Raw genomic sequence first — 22,463 nt, forward strand, 5'->3', positions numbered from 1 at the left:
GTTACTCTTTCCTGTTTATGTTATTGCGGATGTACAAGGTCGTGATGCCCTGCTTGAGTTGAATAGGGTAGGTGGCCAGCTCCCGATCAATTAGTTTGCTGTCATATGGCACGGGACGCGTAATGTATTGAGGATCAATAAAAATGATGTTTAACCGCTCGTGAACCTTGCCTTCCACCCGTTCGGTATGTTTCAATAAGTGTTCCATCGAACTAGCTGTCTGGGTGTTGGTATCATCCTCAAAGAAGCGGAAGGAACAATACCAATACATATAGTAATGGTGGTAATTACTAAAGCAAAATTGAAAACTATCAGGATCATCCCGGATTTGTCGAAGCAGTTCGTCGGTACGTTGTAATTCCTGCTGCTGTCCGATGCTCAGACGCCCGACCAGGGAATAATTAAACAGCTTCTCGCGGTGTTCCCGTATTTGCCGCATTGCTTCCAGGGCTTTTACGTTGCGGTCTATTTTATATTTATGTTTTGAAAAAAAGGATAAGGAGATAGCGGGTTGGCCGAAATTTACAAGTTTAAGGTTTTTGAAGGGTTGCCCCGGGCGGTAGTAGGGACGGTAAAATTCCATGTGCGTTACCGGAACGAAGTAGAATTCGAGTTGAGGATCGGAGGGTAAAGCACTGACCTGGTTAACAATTGGCTGAAGAGTTACAGCATGATCCTTCAAAGATAAGCGAATGGCATCCAGCGGAGCGTTATCAGTTCTCTTTCCCATATTTGAGATTATAAGTTATCTACTACATATATTTACTTTAAAAGTAAACTCTCATTCTATTTTTTACAACTTTTCTTTTTGATTTTTTTCAGTTTTGGCTTAACTGCCTATTATGATCTTTAAAGAATATTAAGGTATTCTTTTTTAGATAGAAGATTGATTTAAGATTGGGGGTTTAACCTTTTTAACTTAATTACCTTATTACCAGATTTGTATCGATAGAAGCGCATACTGATAAACTACAGATTGCAGTCGATAAACTACAGATTGCAGTCGGCAGACTACAGATTGCAGTCTAAAAGCTACAAATTACAGTGCAATCGGCTACAGATTGCAGTCGGTAGAACTACATATGACAGTCGATAAAACTACAGATTGCAGTTTTATCGACTACAGATTGCAGTCGAATCTTCCTACTAGAAGCAGGTTGTCTAAAATGGAGATCATATTGGATTTTCCTGACTATTCGCAAATAAGAAAGATTCTCTGTTATGCCTAAAACCCGTATTTAACTGCAATCTGTAGTTTTTGCTTTACTATAAACTACAGATTGCAGTCGATAACCATACGATTAAATAGGCCACAAGAGCATTAAAAAACTACAGATTGCAGTCGAACAACCGAAAATAGCCTTTGGAAAACCCCTGGCCCCTGTAAAAACTACAAATTACAGTCGGAGATGCTTGGGGAAATTCGGAAAAGCTACAGATTGCAGTCGGTTCAAAAGACGAATGATGAGTGGCTGGTTTTTCTCTCATTATTAGGTCACTTCGGCTTTCAAACTACAGATTGCAGTCGGAATAATACCGGTAATGACCTTCTTGAAACTACAGATTGCAGTCCAAAAGGCTTTATACTATTCGATAAACTACAAATTGCAGTCGATAATAACTACATAGATCGCTTGCATGTAGCGAGTATGTAACTTACCTTGTCAATGCATCTGTTTCGTTATGGCAAAATCGAAAAACAGCAACCAGGGTCTACAATTATCCATCGGAAATCTTCTGGAAGAAAAGCCTGTCAGCATCCGGGAGCCAATGAACTTACTGATGCTGCTGATGCAGCAGGAAGTTCCTTTATCCGTTCTTCAGCGCCGGTTATACTGGCTTATTCTGCGGGAGCTAAAAAGCTCTCAGGTTTATGACCGGGATCAAAAGATTCCTATTCCGGAAAAAGACCAGCGTTTTACCTTTCATTACAGCGAGTTATACAGCGGTCATACAAACCAGACCGTTCGGGACGCGATAAACGAAATTCACAAGCTGACGGTTAAAATTCAAACGGAAAAAGCAAACCTAACCAGCGTCACCGTATTTCCGGTTGCCCATTACGAATCTGGAGAAGGCACGATTACCGTCGATGTACACCGTTACGTAATACCGCTTATGCTCCGGATTACGGAGGGATACTCCAGTTTTGTTTTGTACCATGCCTTGAAGCTTTCGAGTGATTATGCTCAACTGCTTTTTTCCTTGTTATCCCGGTTTAAAAAAGACCGTTCCTGGCAAATTTCCATTGCGGAACTTCGGCCGTTGCTCGGTGCTAAAAACGTGGCCTATGACCGGTATCATAATTTCCAGGCCCGTGTGATCGACATTGCCCTGAAGCAAATTAACACCAACACTAACTTAAAGGTGACCTATAGCCAGGTCAAAAAGGGCAAATCGGTTGTCGGTCTGAACTTTCAGATCCAGACCGATGAAGCTTGGTTGAAGGAGGAAATTAAACGAGAGGTGCAGGAGTATCTAGCTAAACCGTACGATGAGAAATGGAAACTGGTTAGCAAGTACTTAATGGATTACGATTGGAGTTTTTCGCTGGCCCAAAAAAATCAGATTTTACAGAGCGGTAAAAATATTGATACCTTTCTAAGAACCTACGTGTACATTCTCCGCGACGAGTCCATTCAGGATTATAATGCCTACATGGGTAAGGCTCTTTTCCAGTCGTCGGCTGATAAAAAGTAAACCTGTTCGCAGGAGAATCTAATCTAAAAAGACTTAGTTATGAATTCGAAATTTCACCAGTTGGTAAATTTTAATTTTATATGAATTGATGAAAGTACATACCTTTACTTCTCAATTTATGAGAAGATTATGGCAGATGTCATCACTCCTACTAAGCTGACCCACGCACTAAGTCATCATACTAAAGACCCGTACACGGTCAGTCAACTAATTCACTATTTTGCTTTGGAGCTGCCGAAGTCGAGCAACTACCCCCGGCACGCACGCGCTTATGTAGACTATTGTCTGCAAAAAGGGGGAGTACCAGATGCCAGCAGCTTCGCACAGTACACCACCGACTTGCCCCCCAACCGGGTATCACCCATTCGGAAATTTATGCTGTTTTACCAGCGAATTGGACAACCACGGGTAGTCCCTGACCCGAAACCGTCAAAGATCCCTCCAACAGCTAATGACCTGATCCAGCGCTTCATCCAGGAAGCCAAGACCCTACAGGGTGAGCGATCCAGACAGACCTACACCAAGGCCCTCACTACTTTCTTTGCCTATATGAATCGGCAGCAGCAGATGGGTAAACCAGCGTCCCTGTCCGGTTTGACTGTTACCGAATTTGTGCATCATCTACTAAAAGAGAATTACTCGCCTTTTACCATCAACCTGTATCTATCGGCCGTTAAGCAATTGGCGATCTGGTGCATTGGCCAACGGGAGGCACTCATGTTGACGGAGATTCAGCTCAGTAACCTGGGCGATATCAAGGCGGTCCGGGGACTGACTATTGATCGGCGCACTGTCTCCTCTACAGTATAAAGCAGCAATCAAATTTAACTGATAGACTATAGTGGTAAGCTAAGGTATTGAAAAACAGCCTGAAAAAGTTCGAGTATATCATTACTTCTGATAAGTAAATGTTATCAGAAGTAACACGAAATGTTTTGAAAATAAAAAGGGTTTATTTGAACTGTAATCTGTGTCCCTCTGCCAATGCCGTTTACAAGGTTGACTAGTAGGGGCATTTATTCCATTTAACAAACGGACGTTTAATAAATGTTAAACTAATCCCAAAAGCCTATATTTTAGAATTTTATCCAGCTAACCTTTATACGCTGTCGTTTGGGATAGACTTTTGGGGCGAATTAGCAACTGAGCCCATCAGAGTACAGACGGCTAAGTTGCCGATTACTAGAACAGTGATTTTTTGTAGGAGGTCCTTAATTTCAATAATTGCCGAAGCGGGCGGGCTGTCCCGAACTCTCTACTTTGGATTAACTCAGTTTTACTGGGAGACAACACGTATTGTTGGCTGATGGCTTGCTGAGCTGTTCAACCAAACCCGACCTAAAATCTCGGTAACTGACTCCAACGATACGTACGATTTTTACGCTATATACGACTACGTCAAGCATCTGTTGTATATCATGGGTGCCAAAGATGATGTTACGGAATAAATAATTGGTAACGTATTATGCAGGAGCGGCCCCTTCAAGCCCTGCTCTCGCAAGTCTTGCCAGGTCCCAAGACTATTTGCAACGCGACATCAGTTGAATTAGTCATGGCTAGTGAAGGTCTTACTTTTTTAAATGAACGTTTGCAAATTTTATAAAATTACTCCAATCGTAGGCCGTTAAGTTATGCTCACCTTCCCGATTATGATAACCCAGTATCGAGTTAATTATGGGTTGGTTTATAGCAGGTGGATTGGCATTAAGATTTGACGTCAGGCCGTATAATCCATATACCTTCTCCGCATTTTTTAAGGCTAAATAGGTTCCCGTTGGATCCGCCCATAGATCTTTCGAAGCATTGGTCGCATAAAGTGGCCTTGGGGCAATGGCTGCAATGAGCATATGCTGATCCACCGGTAATACGTTTTCTTTGTGATTGAATTTCTTATAATTTGTAGCAAACCAGTGCGGGAAAACGGTATTGATTCGATTGATCCTTTCGCCAAACTGCCTGCGCGCCAGGGCCGCCCCGGTATTACCCGAACAATTCGTCATGCACATCGCAAACCGCTGATCCTCGGCGGCCGCCCATAACGAAGCTTTACCGCCCCGGGAATGTCCCACTACGGCTACTTTTTTCGCGTCTATAGTGGTATCTTTTTCAAAATAATCTAGCACCCGGCATGCGCCCCAGGCCCAGGCACCAATAGCCTTCATGCCGTCATTAGCCGTCAGTTGCTCCGGATACAGTTGAAGCACCCCGTTGACGTAGGTAGCCGTATCATCAGGAGCTAGATCGCTAACGTGAAAGGCTGCAATGGCATACCCGCTGTCGATTACCATCTCGGCGGGCCAGAAGTCGCTTTTTTTCGCCCGGGTCGGGTCCGTATTGTCTTTGCCCCGATTATTAATCAGCAGAAAAACGGGGACAGGGCCTTTCTGCCTGTTAGGCACAAAAAGCACCAGATTGATTTTTACCGGATTGTTGTTCTTAACAACCTCAATAGTAACTTCTTTCAAGGTTGCTTTACCGGCCATGGCGTCGGCATTTTTATTTTTTATCGAGTACGTAAGCCGGTCATACGATTTAGGCATTTGGCCGTATACGTTCTCTTCAAAAAGTTTAATGATTTCGGGCCGTCTTATCGTTTCCCATTCCGTCTTAGTCTGTACCTTCTTGCTTTTGGTGGTCTTTAAAACGTCCGGTAACGTATAAGGCGGCACTTTTGATTCGTCATAATTTGCCTGAGCAGCATTTTGGGCTTGTACCTGGATGAGTACAAGAAATAAAAAGAAGGAGAAGGCAAAACGGCTTAAAAACAGCATGACGATGGTGTAAGGTAAAATTATTGATTATTAACAGCGTTCACCTTTGGTAGTGTTTATTTTATCAAAGGTGAACGCCCGAATTCATGGCTAGTTACTATCAACTACTTCACGTCTGGCAAGACAAATGTATGCTTATTGGAACGCTGGGTATCCGGGGTTTTGCGTTAATGATTTATTGACATCCCGGGCGGCCTGCGGTATGGGCAACAAAAGTACTTTCTCCTTAACCCAGGGTTTGGTATCCACCTGAATTTTGTCGTAGTCGGCCCGGTTGGCTTTAATAAAATCTAAAAAACGGCCTCTGCGGTTGAGGTCAGAAAAAGCACCGGCAGGCTCCCAGATAAATTCCATTCGTCGCTCGAAGAAAACCGCATCCAGGACTTTATCTTTCATCAGATCGAGGGGCTTTGCGTCTAATCCAGCCCGTACCCTAACCAGATTAACCTGCTTCATGGCATCGGTCGAACGACCTACCTCATTGAGCGCTTCGGCATAGTTTAATAAAACTTCAGAATACCGGATAATCGGCGCATTAATTCCCGAGTTGACTAAAGAGGCTTCCTGCCAGTATTTGGTCACAATATAGCCGGTCCGGGTGTAAGGGTTGGGGAAGGTGAGCGGCATAACGAACCCAGGCATTTCCGGATGAGACTCACCGGGTCCGATGACGACCCCGTAATACCGCTGGTCTTTGATCTTGCCGGACGCATCACGCTCAATCGCGTTGATCCAACTCGTCTGCGGCACAAAATTACTGTTAGCTCCCCGGCCTATATAAGCGGCCGGAGCTCCTCTCGGCGCCGACCTCACATCCAGGCCATTGCCTTCGCTGGCGTCATTGGCGGATGAATATTGGGTGGAAAAGACAATTTCTTTGTTGTTTTCATTACTCTTCAGAAATACGCTCCTGAAATTGGGAAGAAGCCCATAAATTCCCAGGTTGATGATGGCTTCGCTGGTCGTTACGGCTTCCTGGTATTTTTGTTGCCACAACTGAGCCTTTACCAGAAAAGCCAGGGCGGCCCCCTTCGTGGCCCGGCCGATCTCGTTTCCTGTCCAGGTCGCGGGCAAAACCGTAGCCGCTTCGGTTAAATCCGTTTCCACCTGCTTCCAGATGTCGGCGGCTGACGAGCGCGGAATATCCAGTTTAGACGAGGCATTCAACTCGGCGGTGACCAGCGACACCCCGCCGAAATAATTGACCAGTTTGTAGTAAAAGATGCCCCGCAGGAATTTTGCCTGGGCCAGAATCGACGACTTCACCTCAGCGGTCAGGTTATCCATTTGGGACACCCGGCCAATGACAAAGTTGGCCCGGCTGACGCCCTGAAAAAGCGCCGAATACATCTGGCCAATATACAGGTTATTGGCCGGCAAACTCAGCATTTCCAGTTCAACCCGGGGGGTGTTTTGATCCTGCTCGTACAAATCACCACTCATGGTCCAGTCTAAATTGGCCGCGTCGACAACGTTACCAAAGGTTGCCTCCGATTGTAATTGACCGTATACCCCAATCAGGGCCGACTGCGCATCCGCTTCGGTCTTGAAGAAGTTAGCATCCGTGAGCACGTCCGTCGGGATGACACTCAGATATTTATCGCCACACGATGTCGTTAATACCAGTAAAAAGATGACGATAAGGCTTGATATTGCTTTCATGTCGTATGATTCAAAGGAGTTAAAAAACGATGTTAAGTCCGCCCGTTATGGTTCTTGGCAGCGGATAAACGCCCGTATCGATGCCCGCATTCAGCGGATTAGCACTACCCACTTCCGGATCGAATCCCGTATACTTGGTGAAGGTGAACAGGTTTTGGGCCGTAACGTAAAGTCGTAAACTCTTGACGGCATTACGCGTCGCTTTCCGAATGACGTCAGCGGGCAGATTATAGCCCAGCGCGACGTTACGAATCCGCAGATAATCGCCATTTTCAACGTAGAATGAAGATGCATTGGAATAGTTTCCGTTAGCGTCGGTGAACTTTAACCCCGGCTGGTCGTTGATACCGCTGCCCGGTGTCCAATGGTTCAGAATATCCTTCACACCGTTGATGATCCCGTTTCCATTGTAATACTTCATCTGGTAATTAGTAATCTTGTTGGCGTGATACAACTGGGAGCCGGTTATCCCCTGCAACAGCAGATTCAAATCAAACCCTTTGTAGGAAAAATCCGCGTTTACCCCATACGTTAAATCGGGCCAGGGTTTTCCCAGATTCACTTTATCCGCGTCGGTTAGAGCCCCATCACCATTCACATCCCGGTATTTGAAATCACCCGCAATGGCGTTTGGCTGGAACGTCTTGTTAATCTCCTGACTCGTCTGATAAATGCCATCTACCACGTAGCCGCGGTAATACCCAATCGGTTCGCCCACTTTTGTATAGGTCATCGTCATGCTGGAACCCGCCAGGGTAGGGCCAACAATGGGTTGACCAACCCCCAAACTGATGACTTCATTTTTCAAAGTGGAGACGTTGGCACTGACGTTGTAGCGGAAGTCGCCCACTTTACTCCGGTAGCCGAGCAACAACTCTATTCCGGTGTTTCGCACCTGTCCCCCATTGACACTCGGCGCATTCTGGAAACCGGCTTCTAATGAAACCGGTAAACTGATCAACATGCCGATGTTATCTTTTTTATAGTAGTCAGCGGTTAGGTAGAGCTTATCGCCAAAAAACGAAGCGTCGAGTCCGATGTCCAGTTGCTGCGTTGTTTCCCACTTCAGGTCCGCATTGCCCGGCCGCACGAGCGTGGAACCAATAATTATGTTCTGCGATCCGGTTCCCAGCGTATAATTGTCGGCCGCATTGCCGTTGCGAATGGTGCTCAGGTACCCAAAAGCAGGAATCGCATCACTCCCCACCCGACCCCAGCTGGCGCGGAGTTTCAAATCATTGACGACCGTCTTGAGCGGGGTCATGAATGCCTCCTCCGAGATGCGCCAACCGCCTGATAGGGCCGGAAAATAACCCCACTTGTTGTTGGGGCCAAAGTTAGAAGACCCATCCCGGCGCAGGCTGGCCGAAAGCAGGTACTTATCATTGAACTGGTAATCGATACGGCCAAAATAGGAGGCCAGGGTAGCGTTACTGTTGGTGCCGCTCGTGGTCCGTAAACTGACATCGCTGGCGTTGATCACCTGTAACTCTTCGCTTAGGAATCCGTTGCCCGTTGCTGAAATCGTATTGAACCGGTTTTTCTGAGCGCTCTGGCCTATTACGGCAGAAAACGAATGGTCACCGATTTGTTTTTTGTAAGAAAGTGTATTTTCAATTAACCAGTTAAACCGGTTGTCAAAACTCTCCGACAGGGTGGCGCGGGGCCGTACATAAAATCCCCGCTGAACTTTACCTTCCCAGGAACGTAGCCGGTTAAAGTTGGCGTCAATGCCCACACTGGTTCTAAACTTCAGACCTACCGTAATTTCATATTCGCCGAACGTACTGCCGTAGATCCGGGAACCAAATAGTTTATTATCAATTGATTTGGCTTTTAACAGAGGATTGTCTCCGTTGCTGGTATAGTAAACGCCATCCCCAAAAAAAGGCGCATCCGGGGCTAGGGTCGGAAAAAACTGTTGGGCCAAGTTAAAAATACCGCCCTGCATAGGGTCCGTATTTTGCCCTTTCGATTCAGTACTGGAAAAAGCCAGCGAGCCGCCAAAATTTAATTTATCACCCGCTTTCAAATCGGCCGTAGCCCGAGCGGTATACCGCTTATAATACGTCTCGATAATGGTGCCTGCCTGATCGTTATAGCCTAAGGAAAGCCGGGCTTTGAGATTTTTTGTCCCGCCCGAAATGCTCAGGTCATAATTTTGTACGGGTGCCTGCCGGAAAATAAGGCCCACCATATCCGTTCCTTCCCCAAACGATTCCGGATTGACCCACTCTGGATTCGGTTTTATGCCGGAGTTAACAGCCATTTCGTTGGCCATGGTGGCAAATTCACGTGCGTTGAGAAACTCGGGCTTTCGCCATAACCTTGCCACTCCCGCTGAAGCATTTAGGGTAACGACGGCCGCTCCTTCCTTTCCCCGTTTGGTGGTAACCAGAACAACCCCATTGGCACCCCGGGAACCGTAAATGGCCGCCGAAGCTGCATCTTTCAACACCTCAATGGATTCGATGTCATTCGGATTAAGAATTGACATGGCATCGATGCCGTAAGAGCTACCCGGAACGGCCATACTTTCTCCACCCATAGGGACCCCGTCAATCACGTATAAAGGTTGATTGGCGCCCGTTGTGCCGACGCCCCGAATGCGGACGGAACTGGCACTACCGGGGGCTCCACTCGTTTGGGTGATATAAACGCCGGGTACCTTTCCCTGGATAGCGGAGGTAAAATTGCTGGTATTCACTTTCTGAAGATCAGTGGAATTGACGGATGAAATGGCACCGGTCAAATCCTGTTTCCGCTTGGTTCCATAGCCAATGACGACGACTTCATTAAGCACCTGATTAGACGGGGTCAGGGATACGTTCAGTTCGGTTTGGCTCTCCGTTAGTAATTCTCGCGTTTCAAAGCCAATGAAACTAAAGACCAGCACCGCATTGCCGTCGGGCACCTGAAGGCGGTAACGCCCGTCAGCATCGGTGGTGGTGCCTTGCTGGGTTCCTTTCAGGGTGATACTGACGCCTGGTAGGGCCTGACCATTGGTCTCGTCTTTAACAATTCCCTGGATGACCTTCTCTTTGGGCGAAACCGGCCTCTGCTCCGTCAGCACGCCGGCTGGATTACCCGGTAAAGCCCCTGCGGTAGAAGGTGGGCTTGAAACGCCAGCGATCACGACGTATCCACCGGTTTTCATGCGTTTGAAAGATAGGCCAAACGGACCTAGCAAATGGGTCAATACGGTCTCGACGGGTTCGTTAAACCGCAGACGGCTTTCGGGTATGCGGAAGGGATCGAGCGTACGGGCTTCGTAAAGAATGTTGACTTTATAATGGTTTTTTAGCTCGGAAACCGCTTCGCGAAGCGACCGATAAGTTACCTGTTCGGCCTGGCCATTCGATTGGGGAAGCCGCTCGGCGCGCGCCAGGGTTTGCGCCTGACAGATGGATCCCAAACACCCTACCAACAGAAAACTAGGCAGGAATAGACGTATTGCTTTCTTCATAAGATTAAGGAAACAGGAACACTTAGTTGTTATGTTGAGAAAAGGTGACGCGATCACGCTGGCGAGTTACGCGGATGGATAATAGTTCTTCCAAGGCACTCAGGAGTTCGTCGACGTTTGCTACGTTGTAGGTCCCCGAGACCTGCCGCACGGCCAGCGACGACTCTTTAATTTCTACCTTAAGTCCAAAATCGTCCTGAATCATCTGGCCGATTTCCGTTAACGGGGTATCATCGAAAACATACTGCCGATTTTTCCAGACACTAAAGTCGTTAGGGCGGGTCGACGTAGTCAGCTCAAGCGCCTGTTTGCGCTCATTGAGTGTTACCTTTTGTCCGGGCGTCATCGTCAGCGTTTTGCTGGCCTGCTGGACAGGCTGATAATGCAGCTTTACTTTTCCGCGTATGAGCACCACGCGGGTCGCGCGCTGACGGGACAGTACGACAAATTTCGTTCCTATAACTTCGATATCGAGCTGCCGGTCGGTATGCACGACAAACCGGCGATGATCCCGCAGGTGCGTTACGTTGAATTCAGCCTCACCGGTTAAAAAAACGTCCCGTTGTGCCCCAAGGCTTAACCACCCGAAGCGCGAAAGCCGTAGTACTGAGTTAGCATTTAGAACAACCCGGCTACTATCGGGCAACACAAGCGTTTGAATCTGCCCACTGTGGGTAGTATAGGTTTTGTACAAAATGGACGTACGAAACAGCCAGCTCGTTAGGAGAACGACTGACATGCTGGCCGCTGCCAGCCAGCTGGCCCAAGACCGGGTAAAGAAAGGCTTGACAAGAGGGTCCTCGTCTTGCGGGACTGCTGATGTTGTCGGCTGAGTGCCTGTTAACCGACGACGAAATCGATCTAAACCTGCTGTTTCGTCGGCTACATACTGCGGATGGGTGGTTTCCCACTCAATCAGAGTTTCGTAATAGGTTGACCGGTTATGAGCGTCCTGTAACCAGTCTTCGATAAGCTTACGTTGCAGCGATGTCACCCTTCCGGCATGATAATCAAGCAGTAAGGCTTTCGTGACTTGATTCATCTTTAAGAGGATTTACGTTTTTTTGCATAGAGAAACAACTAAATAATAACGGTCAGAATTGAACCAGGCCCAGCAGCAACACCCCAGTCCACAGGGGCCGAACCGCCTGTCGAAGCAGGGACAAGGCTTTGCTCATGTGCGTTTCTACCGTTTTGACACTGATGGCGAGTTCTCCCGCAATCTCCTGGTATTTCCGTCCTTCAAACCGGCTCAGCAGAAATACCCGTTTGGTTTGCGGGGGTAGTTGGTTGATGGCGAGTTCAATGCTCTGATACAACTCATCGTACTGGACGATCTCCGAAGGCGAAGGTTCATGATCGATCAGGTTAACCAAGTCAACGTCCGTTCCGCGTCGGGACTTGCTGAGCTCCCACCGAATGTAATCATAAGCCCGGTAGCGGACGGCTTGCATGAGATAAGCTTTGTAAGAGCTCTTGATGGTCTTATATAATTTTTCCTTATAAAACTGGTAAAAGACTTCAGAAACAATATCTTCGGCTACTTCTTTTGAGTAAACAAACCGGCTGGCGTGGCTGCATAGAGCCACATAGTATTTGCGAAAAAGGGCCTCACAAGCCTCCCGCGGATTGGTCTCCCATACCCGTTGTAGTTGCCACTCTGGATTGTTTTCCAGACCCGTAGACTCAGCAGGCCTGAGTGGTCGAATAAGGCTGACAGGGTTATCTAATGGCTGAAACAGAGGCTCGTGCATCGGCAAATAGCTGATTCAGGATTATAGCTATAAAGCTAAGTCGAGTTTGCCGGGAAATACCCTGAGTTAATAGGTACTTTTTTAATAAAAAATTTCATGTATGTTTTTCCGCAGAGCAACACCACGTTTATGGACGTCTCCGCTAGCCGGGAAAAGGGAGTAGGGAGCCATGAAACCCTAGTGCTAGCTGATTCCTTGTTGAATGCCCCTCGGCGTTTGTGGTGAAAGTTAAGGTAGTAGACGGTTGGGCTAATTAGCCTTATATTTTATCTACCAGCAGTGTGGACTTGCAATAGTTTACTGAAGGAAGATTAAGCAGCCATTGCACTTTCGTTGAAATAGGTTTCATATTGACAAGGAGTTAAACAATCTAGAAGCGGTCGTCCAGGCCCAGTCCCAGGTGCCTGCCCCGCGTTGAAATAGACTTTAAACCAGCCATCGCCCCCGGCACCGTTGGGCTTGGGTGATTTGCCGGTTCCATACGGATAGACCTTGCGGGAACCTTTCTCGCCGTAGAAGTCGCTGGCGTTGGGGAAGCGCAGCCAGGTGTCGTTGTGTTCGGTCAGCGAGTTGCCTTTGCCCACCCGGTTGCGCCACTGAAAGATGTACTCTCCGGTCCGGTTGATTTTGACGGTGGTTTCGATCAGACCCACGCCGGTTCTTGAAAAGTTTTCAGCCCCGGTCCATTCAATGTATCCGCTGCCGGTATAGCCGCCAACAGCGGTTTTTTTCTGCCAGCCCGAAGGCAGGCCCAGATTCTCGGTTTCAATAACGACTATCCCGTTTTTTTCCTCATAAGGAGCCGGGCATGGAGTGCTTTGGCTCAAGGCTAAGGTTGATGTCCCGAGCACGAAAAGGCTACCAAGCAGAACGTAGAGAAACGTTTTCATAAGGAGGGTTTTAGTGAACAGCGTAGAAGACTCTCGCCATACAAATGAAGGTAGAAATCTTTCTGGGCAAAACCTAGATACAATAGATTACGGCCATAGGTATTCCGGTGAATGAAGGTTCTGATTCAATCTCGGTGAATGGTACATATACTGATGAAGCAAGGGGAGCGATTAAGAAGCCTAGTTGATGTATCTACTTCCGGATAGATTCCCCTTACTGTAGAGCGACAGAATTCGATTATCGAATCCTCCACCCAGACTGGACTGGCGTTTGCCAATAATCGCACTGGCCAACCGTCTGGGGCCGGTGCGATTGAATGAAGCTTCCCGATCCCGAGGTATTTCTACCTCAATGGGGCTGTGAGCCACTTTTGTACGCTTAATGCCTCAGTCGATGGCCTGATTTGAATTCGCTACAGTATCCCGTTGGAAGAAGAACTCTACAAAGTAAAAACGTAAAGGGAATATTACTGAAGCTTTCTGAGCAGTCTCAGCCAAAATGCAATAAAGCATTTAACACTATGCCTTAATATATCCCGAAATGGCCAAAATCTCATCAGGGATGGAGCTGGTTTATCAATAGAATTACTGTATAAGCCATCAGAAGAATGATTCGATCGTACTCCAGCAGAGTGGAACCGGTAGGATAGCCAATGTTATGTTTTTATAGCATAATATTATTTTTTCTTAACAAATCTTTGTCATTTTGTTGAATTTATGATTGGAAAAATCATATTTTAACGTAAGATCATTCCATCAAACCCTTTAACAACTTAATCCAGAGACATATGATAAGAATTTTACAATGCACTTTGTTGATTTTGTTATATTCCCAACCAGGTCACTCACAAAATAATCCAGCCCAGAACCGCTAGACAACCCATTACTGGCCAGGTAACCTCTGCCCAGGATGGCTCCGTTGTTGGGGTTAACGCAGTTATAAAACTAAAAATAGCCCAACTTAGCCGAGTTAGCCGTAGCGATTCTAGAAGAAGTCAGCCACATAGAAAAGGACACTAATTTGGTGAAGCCGTTTTTCAATAGCCTTTATGACAGATTAATTCACGAATCAATAGTGAGTACTCCAGGTAAGGAGACGTTTCTCCTCGCCTGCTTTTGCAACATGTGAATACCTTTTTCTTATACCAATTATTTTGCCGTTTTATTATTCATCTTTATTCCTATTTACCTATGTTCAAAATCATTACGATTAAAAGAAAAGGATCCTTATTCCTTCTGTGCAACCTGCTTTTTAGCCTAAGCCTTTATGCACAGGTGCAGGTTTCCGGAAAGGTAACCGATGCCTCAGGGGCCACGTTGCCCGGGGTGAGTGTGCTCGTTAAAGGGACAACGACCGGCACTGTCACCAATTCCGATGGAATTTTTACCATCTCAAATGTTCCGAATACAAATTCTACCCTGGTATTCTCCTTTATCGGATACACCACCCAGGAAACCGTTGTGGGCACCAGGAAAACTATTAACATTAGTCTGGCTGCGGCAGACAATCAGCTTAGCGAAGTAGTCGTTATCGGGTACGGTACCGCTAAGCGAAGCACGCTTACTGGTGCGGTATCACAGGTTGATTCTAAAGTCATTTCTGTGCAGGCTAACTCCACGGTTACCAGAGCCCTTGAAGGTGTGGTCCCCGGGATTCAGGTTTCTGCCGTTGATGGCCAGCCCGGTTTGGACATGGGTATTCGTTTACGCGGAGCGGGCTCTACCAGCCAGAACAGCTCCAATGCCCTGATCGTGATCGATGGTGTGCCCACGGAATACCCCAATGCATTGTCTTCCATCAATCCAAAGGATATTGAAAGCATCAGCGTGCTGAAAGATGCCGCTTCCACTGCCGTTTACGGTTCGCGTGGAGCAAATGGGGTTTTGCTTGTGACGACTAAAAGAGGAACAAAAGGCAAACCGAATATTTCGGTACAAACCCGGGCTGGATTCAATTATCTGGGTGGATTGCGGTTTGATCTTATTGATGATGCCAAAGACATTTATGAACATGCCTGGCTGGCCATCTACAACTCCGCACGCTACGGTGTGAACGGCGGATCATCTACCGACGGTAAATTCACGACGAATGTGGCCAATCCAAATATGTCTCATGAAGCGGCCGGTTTGTTTGCCAGTTCCCATTTATTCGATTACACGGGATCAAAGACAAACTTTGCCATGAACCTGTTGGGGAACTACATGGCCTATGACGTGCCGGGCGCTGTGTATACCACCACCGGTAGCGGAGCCAATGCCAGTGCGACGATGTCGGGTGCGTACCTGATTGACCCTACTACGGGCAAGTTGAATCCGAATGCAAGACCACTTTGGGAAGCCGGATCGTACAAGGATTACTTTTTCGAAAAAATGTTCCGTCAGGAGCATACGGTATCGGCAAGCGGTGGCTCCGATAGAATGGATTATTTTGTTTCTGTAGGCATGCTGGAAGATCCTTCTTATATCAGAGGGTCGGCATTCAAGCGTTACAACGCACGTACAAATGTTAATGCACAACTCACCAACTGGCTGAAAGTAGGAACAAATCTGGGGTACAGTATGCGGAATACCCAATCTCCGGCTACCCGTTTCGGACGTAACCCCGGAACCGTGCAGCAAAACGCGTTCAGGTGGGTGAATGGGCAGAATCAACTCGTACCGTTGTTCGCCAGAGACCTTCAGGGAAATATCCGTAAAAATCCGAACGGCACCGACATGGTGTCTGATAATGCGAATGATACCTATTCTCCTCTTGGCGTTCAGCCCGGTACTTTCCCCAACGGAACCACCAGCCAACCGCTTTATGCTACCAATCTGATCGACCTGTTGGATAAAGACATCGATCGTAGGGAATCGCACGACTTGAACCTTAAAGGGTATTTCACGGTGAGCTTCCTCAAGAATTTCAGCTTTACAAACAACATTTCGTATGACCGCTTTACGGAAGAGCGGACGCGTTACGGTACGCCTGAGACGGGAGCAGTAGTGGGTATCGGTGCGATTGGAAAGTATTATACGAACACCGGCGTTTTCAACACGCAACAGCTGCTTAACTGGGGTCAAGAATTTGGTCGTCACTCCGTTACGGCACTGGCTGCCCATGAATTCTATCAATTTAAAAGTGATCTGGTGAACTTTGCCTCCGCGTATTCTCTGATCAATGGGTTTACCGGCGCAGGTAACTTCACCAGCCGGTACAACACCGCGGGCGCACCGTTCGGTGTTCCGGGTTATGGTGGAGACATCACGGCCATGGATAGCTATTTTGGCCGGGCGGTGTACAACTATGACGACAAGTATTTTGCGGAAGGCTCGCTGCGCAGAGACGGTTCGTCTAAATTCCGGTTCAACGAGAATCGCTGGGGAACATTCTGGTCTGTTGGTGGTGGATGGCGTATTTCTCAGGAAAAATTCATGCAGAGATTCAATAACGTCATCAACGAATTGAAAGTACGGGCCAGCTATGGAGTTATCGGTAACCAGAGCGGTATCAGCAACTATTCGGGTTATCAGACCTGGAGCTACGGTGCGGTTTACACAAACTCAACGGCTGGAACCGGTATTCCTGCAACCTACACACTTCAGCAAGGTGCTGCCGTAAATGATAAATTAACCTGGGAAAACACGCATACTGTCGATGCCGGTATCGATTTCACCCTTTTAAACAGGAGATTGAGTGGAACCATAGATGTGTACAACAAGAAGACGGTAAACTCCGTGTTTGCACAGCCTCTTGCCTCTTCAATGGGACAAGCTTCACTCACCCTGAACAGCGCTGAAATTGTCAACCGCGGTGTGGAAGTTGCCCTGGACATCAAACTCATCCAAAACAAAAATATCAACTGGAGCATCGGATTGAACGGTACCCACTACCGCACCATTCTGACTAAATTTCCCAAAAGTGTAGGTTCGCCATCATTGGGCGGAAACTTTACAGGCTCCATCGATGGATGGGGAATTGCAAATGGCGGTGCTACCAACTCCGGCCAGATCATGTACCTGCGTGGTGAAAATAAGGATTACTACAACCTTTATCTCTACAAGTACGCGGGCGTGGATCAGAGCACAGGTTTGCCCTTATTCCATCACACCGTTACGCAGGCAGACCAGGATGCAGGACGCTTTACGGATAGCAGAGTGGGAAGCATTGTGAGCACAACGAACTACACGCTGGCCAACCGGTATGAAATGGGTAGTGCCATTCCAAAAATTATTGGTGGCTTTTCTACAAGCTTTCAATATAGAGGTTTCGACTTCACCGCTATCCTGGCCTACCAGCTGGGGGGAAAATTCCTGAGTGTGGAATATGCCAACCACCTGTACAGATCGGGGAACATAGGAAACGCATTATCGAAAGAAGTATTGGGAAATACCTGGACACCTGAGAACACAGACGCTAAATTCCCGATGACATTTTATGGAGATACGTTCTTTACGGGCGGGTCTACATTTGGGGCATGGCAATATACCGATCTGGCTTTATTCAGCGCTTCTTATCTGAATATCAAAAACCTCACCTTGGGTTATACGCTTAGTGGCGCCATCCTGGACAAGTTGAACACAAAAAGTATACGGGTGTATGCATCCGGCGACAACCTGACCATGTTGACGGCTCACTCAGGTATAGATCCGCGCATGTCGCTGGTAGGTGGAATGGAAGTAGGGGCAGCGGTGTATCTGCCTATGAGCACCTTTTCGGTGGGTATTAATTTTAACTTTTAATTAGTCGAGAGATGAGTATTCTAAATAAATGGATAACGGGTTTGGCAGTTTCGGGTATGCTGCTATTTTCTGGGTGTGCCAATAAGCTGGAAGTGGAGCCACCACACAGCATTACCGACAAGCAAATAGCCGAACTTCTAGCGTCGGGTGACGAGGCCAAGATCCGGATCGTCATGGGTGGAATGGCCAACGCCATGCCCCTGCTGTTCAACAACGCGGGTGCCACAGGTGCGGGCGTTGCGGACATGTATTATTCCACTCAGGGACTGGATGTCAATCGCTCTCTTGAAGGAAATGATATCATTCTGGGTGATCAGGAAGGGCTGAACGTACTCTCCGGTTCAATCGAATATCAGCTCGGTGACTTCATTGGATCTGCCAACGCCAAGAATGGTAATTACTGGAGGTATGGCTGGTTTTGCATTACGACTGCTAACCAGATGCTCAATTATCTTCCGGATGAAACCGTGGCCAGCAACAACTTTCTGAAGGAATGTAAAGCCAGAGGATTGTTTGCCAGAGCCTATGGGTACAACTACCTGATGGAAAATTATCAGGACGCCTTCCTGCAGGGCGGAAAGGACAAACTTGGCCTTCCGTTGTATGACCGGTTTCAACCCACTCAGGAAAACAAGCCTCGTGCATCTGCGGTAGAAACGTATGCCTTTATCAAAAACGACCTGAACCGGGCCATTACATTGTTCAAAGAGGCTGGGATTGGCTATACTGATGATATAACCGATATCGATCTGGCTGTGGCCAATTTCCTGCTGGCACGTGTATCGATATGGACTGGGGACTGGGCTACGGCGATCAGTGCGTGTAATGAGATTCTGGCAAAGTATCCAACGTTTCTGAGCCAGGCACAGTACGGAGGTAAGAACATAGGCACCGCAGCAGATCCCGAAATAAGGCCGGAAACCAATGGCTTTCTCAATAATGCGCAAAATCCGGAGGTCATTTTAGGTTTCCCGCTTGGTGCTGCTAACACTTACTTTACCGCTTACATGAACCCCTTCGGTAGAGGTAACGGAGGGCTGGAGAGAGCTTACAAGCGGATTGATAACCGACTGTATGAAAAAATAGCACCCAATGATTTCCGTAAAGATGCATTTTCGCTGGCACCAATTGGCAACTACACCTATCCGCCAAACAACACGGTTGCCTTTATCCCTTCTTACACGAACCTGAAATTCGCAGCTACCCACGGATTGAACAGCAACAACAAAATTGATGTGGGCGCTTCAACGGCGTTTTACATGCGTACTTCGGAAGTACTGCTTATGAAAGCAGAAGCTGAAGCGATGTCGCCAGCCACAGAAGCTGCTGCCAAAGCAACGCTCGACAGGTTGTTGGCTGCCCGTACCAAAGCAGGAATGACACCGCTAACTACGGCTACTTATCCTGCGATGCAGGGACTCACCACTTTACAGATGGTGCAGCTACAAACCCGCATTGAACTATGGGGTGAAGGCGGCCGCGAGTTCTACAACAACAAGCGCTGGAATATTCCTGTGGACAGAGCCAGCTCTGCTAACCATGTTACCAAGTCCAGTTTACCGGTAGCCAATATGACCCTTCAGATTCCCGAAGATGAAATTTTGTACAACCCGTTGGCTGTGCAGAATTAATCAATTTTTGAAGGTAAAAAAGAGAGGTGGCCATTGCGGACCACCTCTCTTTTTTTGGGCTTTGCAAAATAGTGAATCCTATAGGGCTGTCGTGCAAAACGGCCATCCGGGATTCCGGATGGCCGTTCGATAAATGCGTTCTTTTCACCACAGTTACCAGGTGATCAGTACTCGAGCCGGATTTCTGCCTGACCTGAGAAGGGTTTTATAGACACGGTTTCCGTCTGTTTGTTATAGATCCCTCCCGTTACATTCACGGGCTTTTTACCAGCGGGGTGTGGGACACGAATCAACACTTCGTTCGGCTTACGAGCATCCGGGCAATTCACGGTAGCGGTGATGTACCCCTTGTCTACTTCCGAAACGACAGTCGCCGAAACCGGACCGAAATAGCTCCTGACATTACTCAGCGTTATTTTTTTGCCCTGCTCCAGCCATTGGCGCGGTACGGTATTGAACAGCTTGAGGTTGGGCCCATCTTCCAGATAAAGCATCCAGCGCGTTTCCATCAGAAACCAGGCTTCCTCATGCGTCTTGTGCGGACTGACTTTAAACAAATGCTCCCAAAAGGTGTAGGTTTCCCGATCAGCATGGGCCGCAAACGTGTGGTAGTAGGTGCTTAAAAACGGTTTGGTCATACTCAGCTTGGCCTGCATCCAGTTGTGGCGGCTGTAATACGGCTGGCTAAACGCCGAATTTTCCTGGTAAAAAAGCTCGCTATGGTAGTTCAGAAGGTTTTTGGCGGCTGGCTCACGGGGGTCCAGTACTTCGCAAAACACCAGATACATCGGCCCCAGCATTGCATCCGGAGCTGTAAACGTACCATGCGACCAGAAGGTCTCGCGTTTCTGGTACATATTTCTCAACCCGGCCCCTTCCGTCCAGGGCGGGGCCGTTGGACACCAGGTGCCATCGCCCAATGGAACCACCGGCGACAAAGCCATTGAAGTAAAAAACGACTGGCGGATATCTTCTTTCCAGGCGTCTGCTTCCTTTCGGATTCGTTCAGATTGGGCGGGGTCAACACTGGCCAGCATCTCGGCACTGCGGCTCATCCCGAGGTAGGCATAGCCGTTAAGCATAAACTGGTGAAAATGATCTTCGGGGTCCGCTACTTTTCCTTCGATCATCCCGTATCCCCGTCCGCGTAGTTCTTCCTTCTTGTTCCGGTTGCGCCAGGCGATCAGGTAATCACAGGATTTGAGGAGCTTTGCTTTTATCTTCTCGACCCATTCCCGGTCGTTCGTATACCGGAAGTATTCGCCCATGCTCCACAAGGCCGCCCCGGTTTCGACCATGTACCCGTTAAAATTCTGGATAAAGCCGTCTTCGTGCTGCTTATCCAGAAAGTAATTCAGCGACCGCCTGGCCACATCGTTCCATCCCATGGAGTTGTAAAACTGAATGATCGGCGCACTTTCCGTTCCAATGGGTGAATAAACGCCAATGTTCGGGGCAAGCGTGGCGTCGGGTTCATTGCCGTACGTAATCAGGTCGAGGTGTAATAATCCGGCCTGGATCATCTCGTCAATCCGCTTTTCGGGGACGTGAATTTGTGCGGCTTTCTCTAATTTGGCGAGCCAGAAATCCCTGCTTTCGGCGTAACGCTGCTCAAAGGTCTGCATCGCCAGTTGTGCCGCGCGCTCATTGGAAACGGGACTGTGGGGGATGAAAAAATCAAACCGCGCTTTTTCACCGGGTTGCAGCAAAATAGCCATTTCTTCACTCGGCAGCGGTTTTCCGTTCAGTTTGGAGATGCAGAAAACCTTTTCTTCTGAATAGGCTGAAAAGCCGGTCTTTGCATCGAAACGATACGGAAATTTCTGCCACCAGGCAGTGCCCGGACGGGGCGTCTTGAACCAGGCGTAACGCGGCACGGAGCCGGTATTTACGACCTCCGATCTGAAAAACAAAACGGTTTCCTCGTCCGGATTGAGCGCTTTTCCTGTTCTGGTGTTCACCTGTTCCTGCTGCTCCTTGGTGAACATGTGACCACCACTGTAGCTGTCGGCCACCCAAAAATCGGTTCCTTTTAGTTGCGTCAGGGGTGATTTTTCGAGCGCTACAAACGTGGTCGACTTATAAACTACATCATCGTCGGTCAGCGTTGAGTGCAGAATCGGCAACGTGCCCTGTTCCAGCTGGCGCGTGACATTCTCCTTTACGCCAACGCCCCGACCATACGTGTACAGATAATTTACCGGTTCATTTTTTGTCTCGGCCAGTCGCAAAGCCGTCGACGACCATTTCGGTGAAATAATAGACGCTTCACCCTGGGATGCGTCCGAGAGGTTTTCGGTAATCTGGAAGAGTCTGAAATCCCGACTGGTCCCCAACCAGGTGGGTACGGTCATGTTCCGGACCTTCTTCTCGACCGAGGCAAAGGAAACTTCGCCCTCGGTTTCAATCCGTTGCAGCTTGGTCATTGTGTTGCGGGAACGTACGGCGGTCTCCACCTCCTGGTACGACCGTCGATCCGCGGCATTCAGGACTACGACGCCATAATCCGGCATATAAATAGGAGAATTGGCCGTAACATCCCGAAGAAAAAAAGAAAAAGGGTTTTTAGTCGTTTTGATGGAAACCACGGTAGATCCGCTCCCATATCCAGTCTGGGCGCTGTCAATTGCGATCAGGATGCCCGGCCGACTGCTGGCCCCCACCTGAAAGCCATTGGCTTTGATCTTCCCTTTTCCGGCTACCCGTTCGATTTTACGCAGAACACCGTGCTGTACCTGAACCGTACCGGATGGCGACGTACCATCTTTCCACTCGACCCTGACCTGTATGGCTTGCTGAGCAAAAGCCTTTGATTCCAAAACCACCAGCAAAACAACGAAGGCATTGGAAATCCATTTGTAATCCAT

The 22,463-nt window shown here is 48.0% G+C and carries 12 protein-coding genes; 4 read left to right on the forward strand and 8 right to left on the reverse strand.

The genetic code is table 11. The annotated features are described in order from the left end of the window. Window position 1: 1 nt before the first annotated feature. Window positions 2–439, reverse strand: a complete 438-nt coding sequence (locus LX87_RS29140) for a hypothetical protein (protein ID WP_229310786.1) — start codon at window positions 437–439, stop codon at window positions 2–4. 1,244 nt (window positions 440–1,683) lie between these two features. On the opposite strand from LX87_RS29140, the gene LX87_RS23130 reads away from it, so the two are divergent. Together LX87_RS23130 and LX87_RS23135 are read left to right on the forward strand one after the other, a co-directional pair. After that, window positions 1,684–2,700: a replication initiation protein gene (locus LX87_RS23130; RefSeq protein ID WP_111630675.1), complete on the forward strand. Its 1,017-nt coding sequence runs from the start codon at window positions 1,684–1,686 to the stop codon at window positions 2,698–2,700. Window positions 2,701–2,925: 225 nt separating this feature from the next. Further along, window positions 2,926–3,510 (forward strand): phage integrase N-terminal SAM-like domain-containing protein, encoded by a 585-nt coding sequence (locus LX87_RS23135; protein ID WP_229310787.1) that lies wholly within the window; start codon window positions 2,926–2,928, stop codon window positions 3,508–3,510. A 758-nt stretch (window positions 3,511–4,268) separates the two neighbouring features. Here LX87_RS23135 and LX87_RS23140 read toward each other — a convergent pair. The 6 genes from LX87_RS23140 to LX87_RS23165 form a co-directional block, all read right to left on the reverse strand. Beyond that, on the reverse strand, window positions 4,269–5,471 hold the full coding sequence (locus tag LX87_RS23140; protein WP_111630677.1) for a glucuronyl esterase domain-containing protein: 1,203 nt from the start codon (window positions 5,469–5,471) through the stop codon (window positions 4,269–4,271). A 135-nt stretch (window positions 5,472–5,606) separates the two neighbouring features. Continuing rightward, window positions 5,607–7,133, reverse strand: a complete 1,527-nt coding sequence (locus tag LX87_RS23145) for a RagB/SusD family nutrient uptake outer membrane protein (RefSeq protein ID WP_111630678.1) — start codon at window positions 7,131–7,133, stop codon at window positions 5,607–5,609. Window positions 7,134–7,152: 19 nt separating this feature from the next. Continuing rightward, the gene (locus LX87_RS23150) at window positions 7,153–10,599 is read right to left on the reverse strand and encodes a SusC/RagA family TonB-linked outer membrane protein (protein ID WP_111630679.1); all 3,447 of its coding nucleotides are present in this window, start codon (window positions 10,597–10,599) and stop codon (window positions 7,153–7,155) included. A 22-nt stretch (window positions 10,600–10,621) separates the two neighbouring features. Then, window positions 10,622–11,641: a FecR family protein gene (locus tag LX87_RS23155; RefSeq protein WP_111630680.1), complete on the reverse strand. Its 1,020-nt coding sequence runs from the start codon at window positions 11,639–11,641 to the stop codon at window positions 10,622–10,624. Between the two features lie 52 nt (window positions 11,642–11,693). Further along, a complete protein-coding gene (locus LX87_RS23160) occupies window positions 11,694–12,353 on the reverse strand; it encodes an RNA polymerase sigma-70 factor (RefSeq protein ID WP_111630681.1) in 660 nt (219 codons plus the stop codon). Window positions 12,354–12,664: 311 nt separating this feature from the next. After that, a complete protein-coding gene (locus LX87_RS23165; RefSeq protein WP_111630682.1) occupies window positions 12,665–13,243 on the reverse strand; it encodes a hypothetical protein in 579 nt (192 codons plus the stop codon). 1,191 nt (window positions 13,244–14,434) lie between these two features. Between LX87_RS23165 and LX87_RS23170 the strand changes: the two genes are divergently transcribed. Continuing rightward, window positions 14,435–17,965, forward strand: coding sequence for a SusC/RagA family TonB-linked outer membrane protein (locus tag LX87_RS23170; RefSeq protein WP_170139436.1), 3,531 nt, complete (start codon window positions 14,435–14,437; stop codon window positions 17,963–17,965). An 11-nt stretch (window positions 17,966–17,976) separates the two neighbouring features. After that, window positions 17,977–19,596, forward strand: coding sequence for a RagB/SusD family nutrient uptake outer membrane protein (locus LX87_RS23175; protein WP_111630683.1), 1,620 nt, complete (start codon window positions 17,977–17,979; stop codon window positions 19,594–19,596). A gap of 164 nt (window positions 19,597–19,760) precedes the next feature. On the opposite strand, the gene LX87_RS23180 is transcribed toward LX87_RS23175, so the two are convergent. Then, window positions 19,761–22,463, reverse strand: coding sequence for a glucosidase family protein (locus tag LX87_RS23180; RefSeq protein WP_111630684.1), 2,703 nt, complete (start codon window positions 22,461–22,463; stop codon window positions 19,761–19,763).

The sequence above is a fragment of the Larkinella arboricola genome (assembly GCF_003259745.1).
Classification (GTDB): Bacteria; Bacteroidota; Bacteroidia; order Cytophagales; family Spirosomataceae; genus Larkinella; species Larkinella arboricola.

Excerpts from the sequence above, each read along its gene's own strand:
- LX87_RS23145 (WP_111630678.1), bottom strand. The coding sequence starts at position 7,133 with ATGAAAGCAATATCAAGCCTTATCGTCATCTTTTTACTGGTATTAACG.
- LX87_RS23150 (WP_111630679.1), bottom strand. The coding sequence starts at position 10,599 with ATGAAGAAAGCAATACGTCTATTCCTGCCTAGTTTTCTGTTGGTAGGG.
- LX87_RS23130 (WP_111630675.1), top strand. The coding sequence starts at position 1,684 with ATGGCAAAATCGAAAAACAGCAACCAGGGTCTACAATTATCCATCGGA.
- LX87_RS23175 (WP_111630683.1), top strand. The coding sequence starts at position 17,977 with ATGAGTATTCTAAATAAATGGATAACGGGTTTGGCAGTTTCGGGTATG.
- LX87_RS23165 (WP_111630682.1), bottom strand. The coding sequence starts at position 13,243 with ATGAAAACGTTTCTCTACGTTCTGCTTGGTAGCCTTTTCGTGCTCGGG.
- LX87_RS23160 (WP_111630681.1), bottom strand. The coding sequence starts at position 12,353 with ATGCACGAGCCTCTGTTTCAGCCATTAGATAACCCTGTCAGCCTTATT.
- LX87_RS23140 (WP_111630677.1), bottom strand. The coding sequence starts at position 5,471 with ATGCTGTTTTTAAGCCGTTTTGCCTTCTCCTTCTTTTTATTTCTTGTA.
- LX87_RS29140 (WP_229310786.1), bottom strand. The coding sequence starts at position 439 with ATGCGGCAAATACGGGAACACCGCGAGAAGCTGTTTAATTATTCCCTG.
- LX87_RS23170 (WP_170139436.1), top strand. The coding sequence starts at position 14,435 with ATGTTCAAAATCATTACGATTAAAAGAAAAGGATCCTTATTCCTTCTG.
- LX87_RS23180 (WP_111630684.1), bottom strand. The coding sequence starts at position 22,463 with ATGGATTACAAATGGATTTCCAATGCCTTCGTTGTTTTGCTGGTGGTT.
- LX87_RS23155 (WP_111630680.1), bottom strand. The coding sequence starts at position 11,641 with ATGAATCAAGTCACGAAAGCCTTACTGCTTGATTATCATGCCGGAAGG.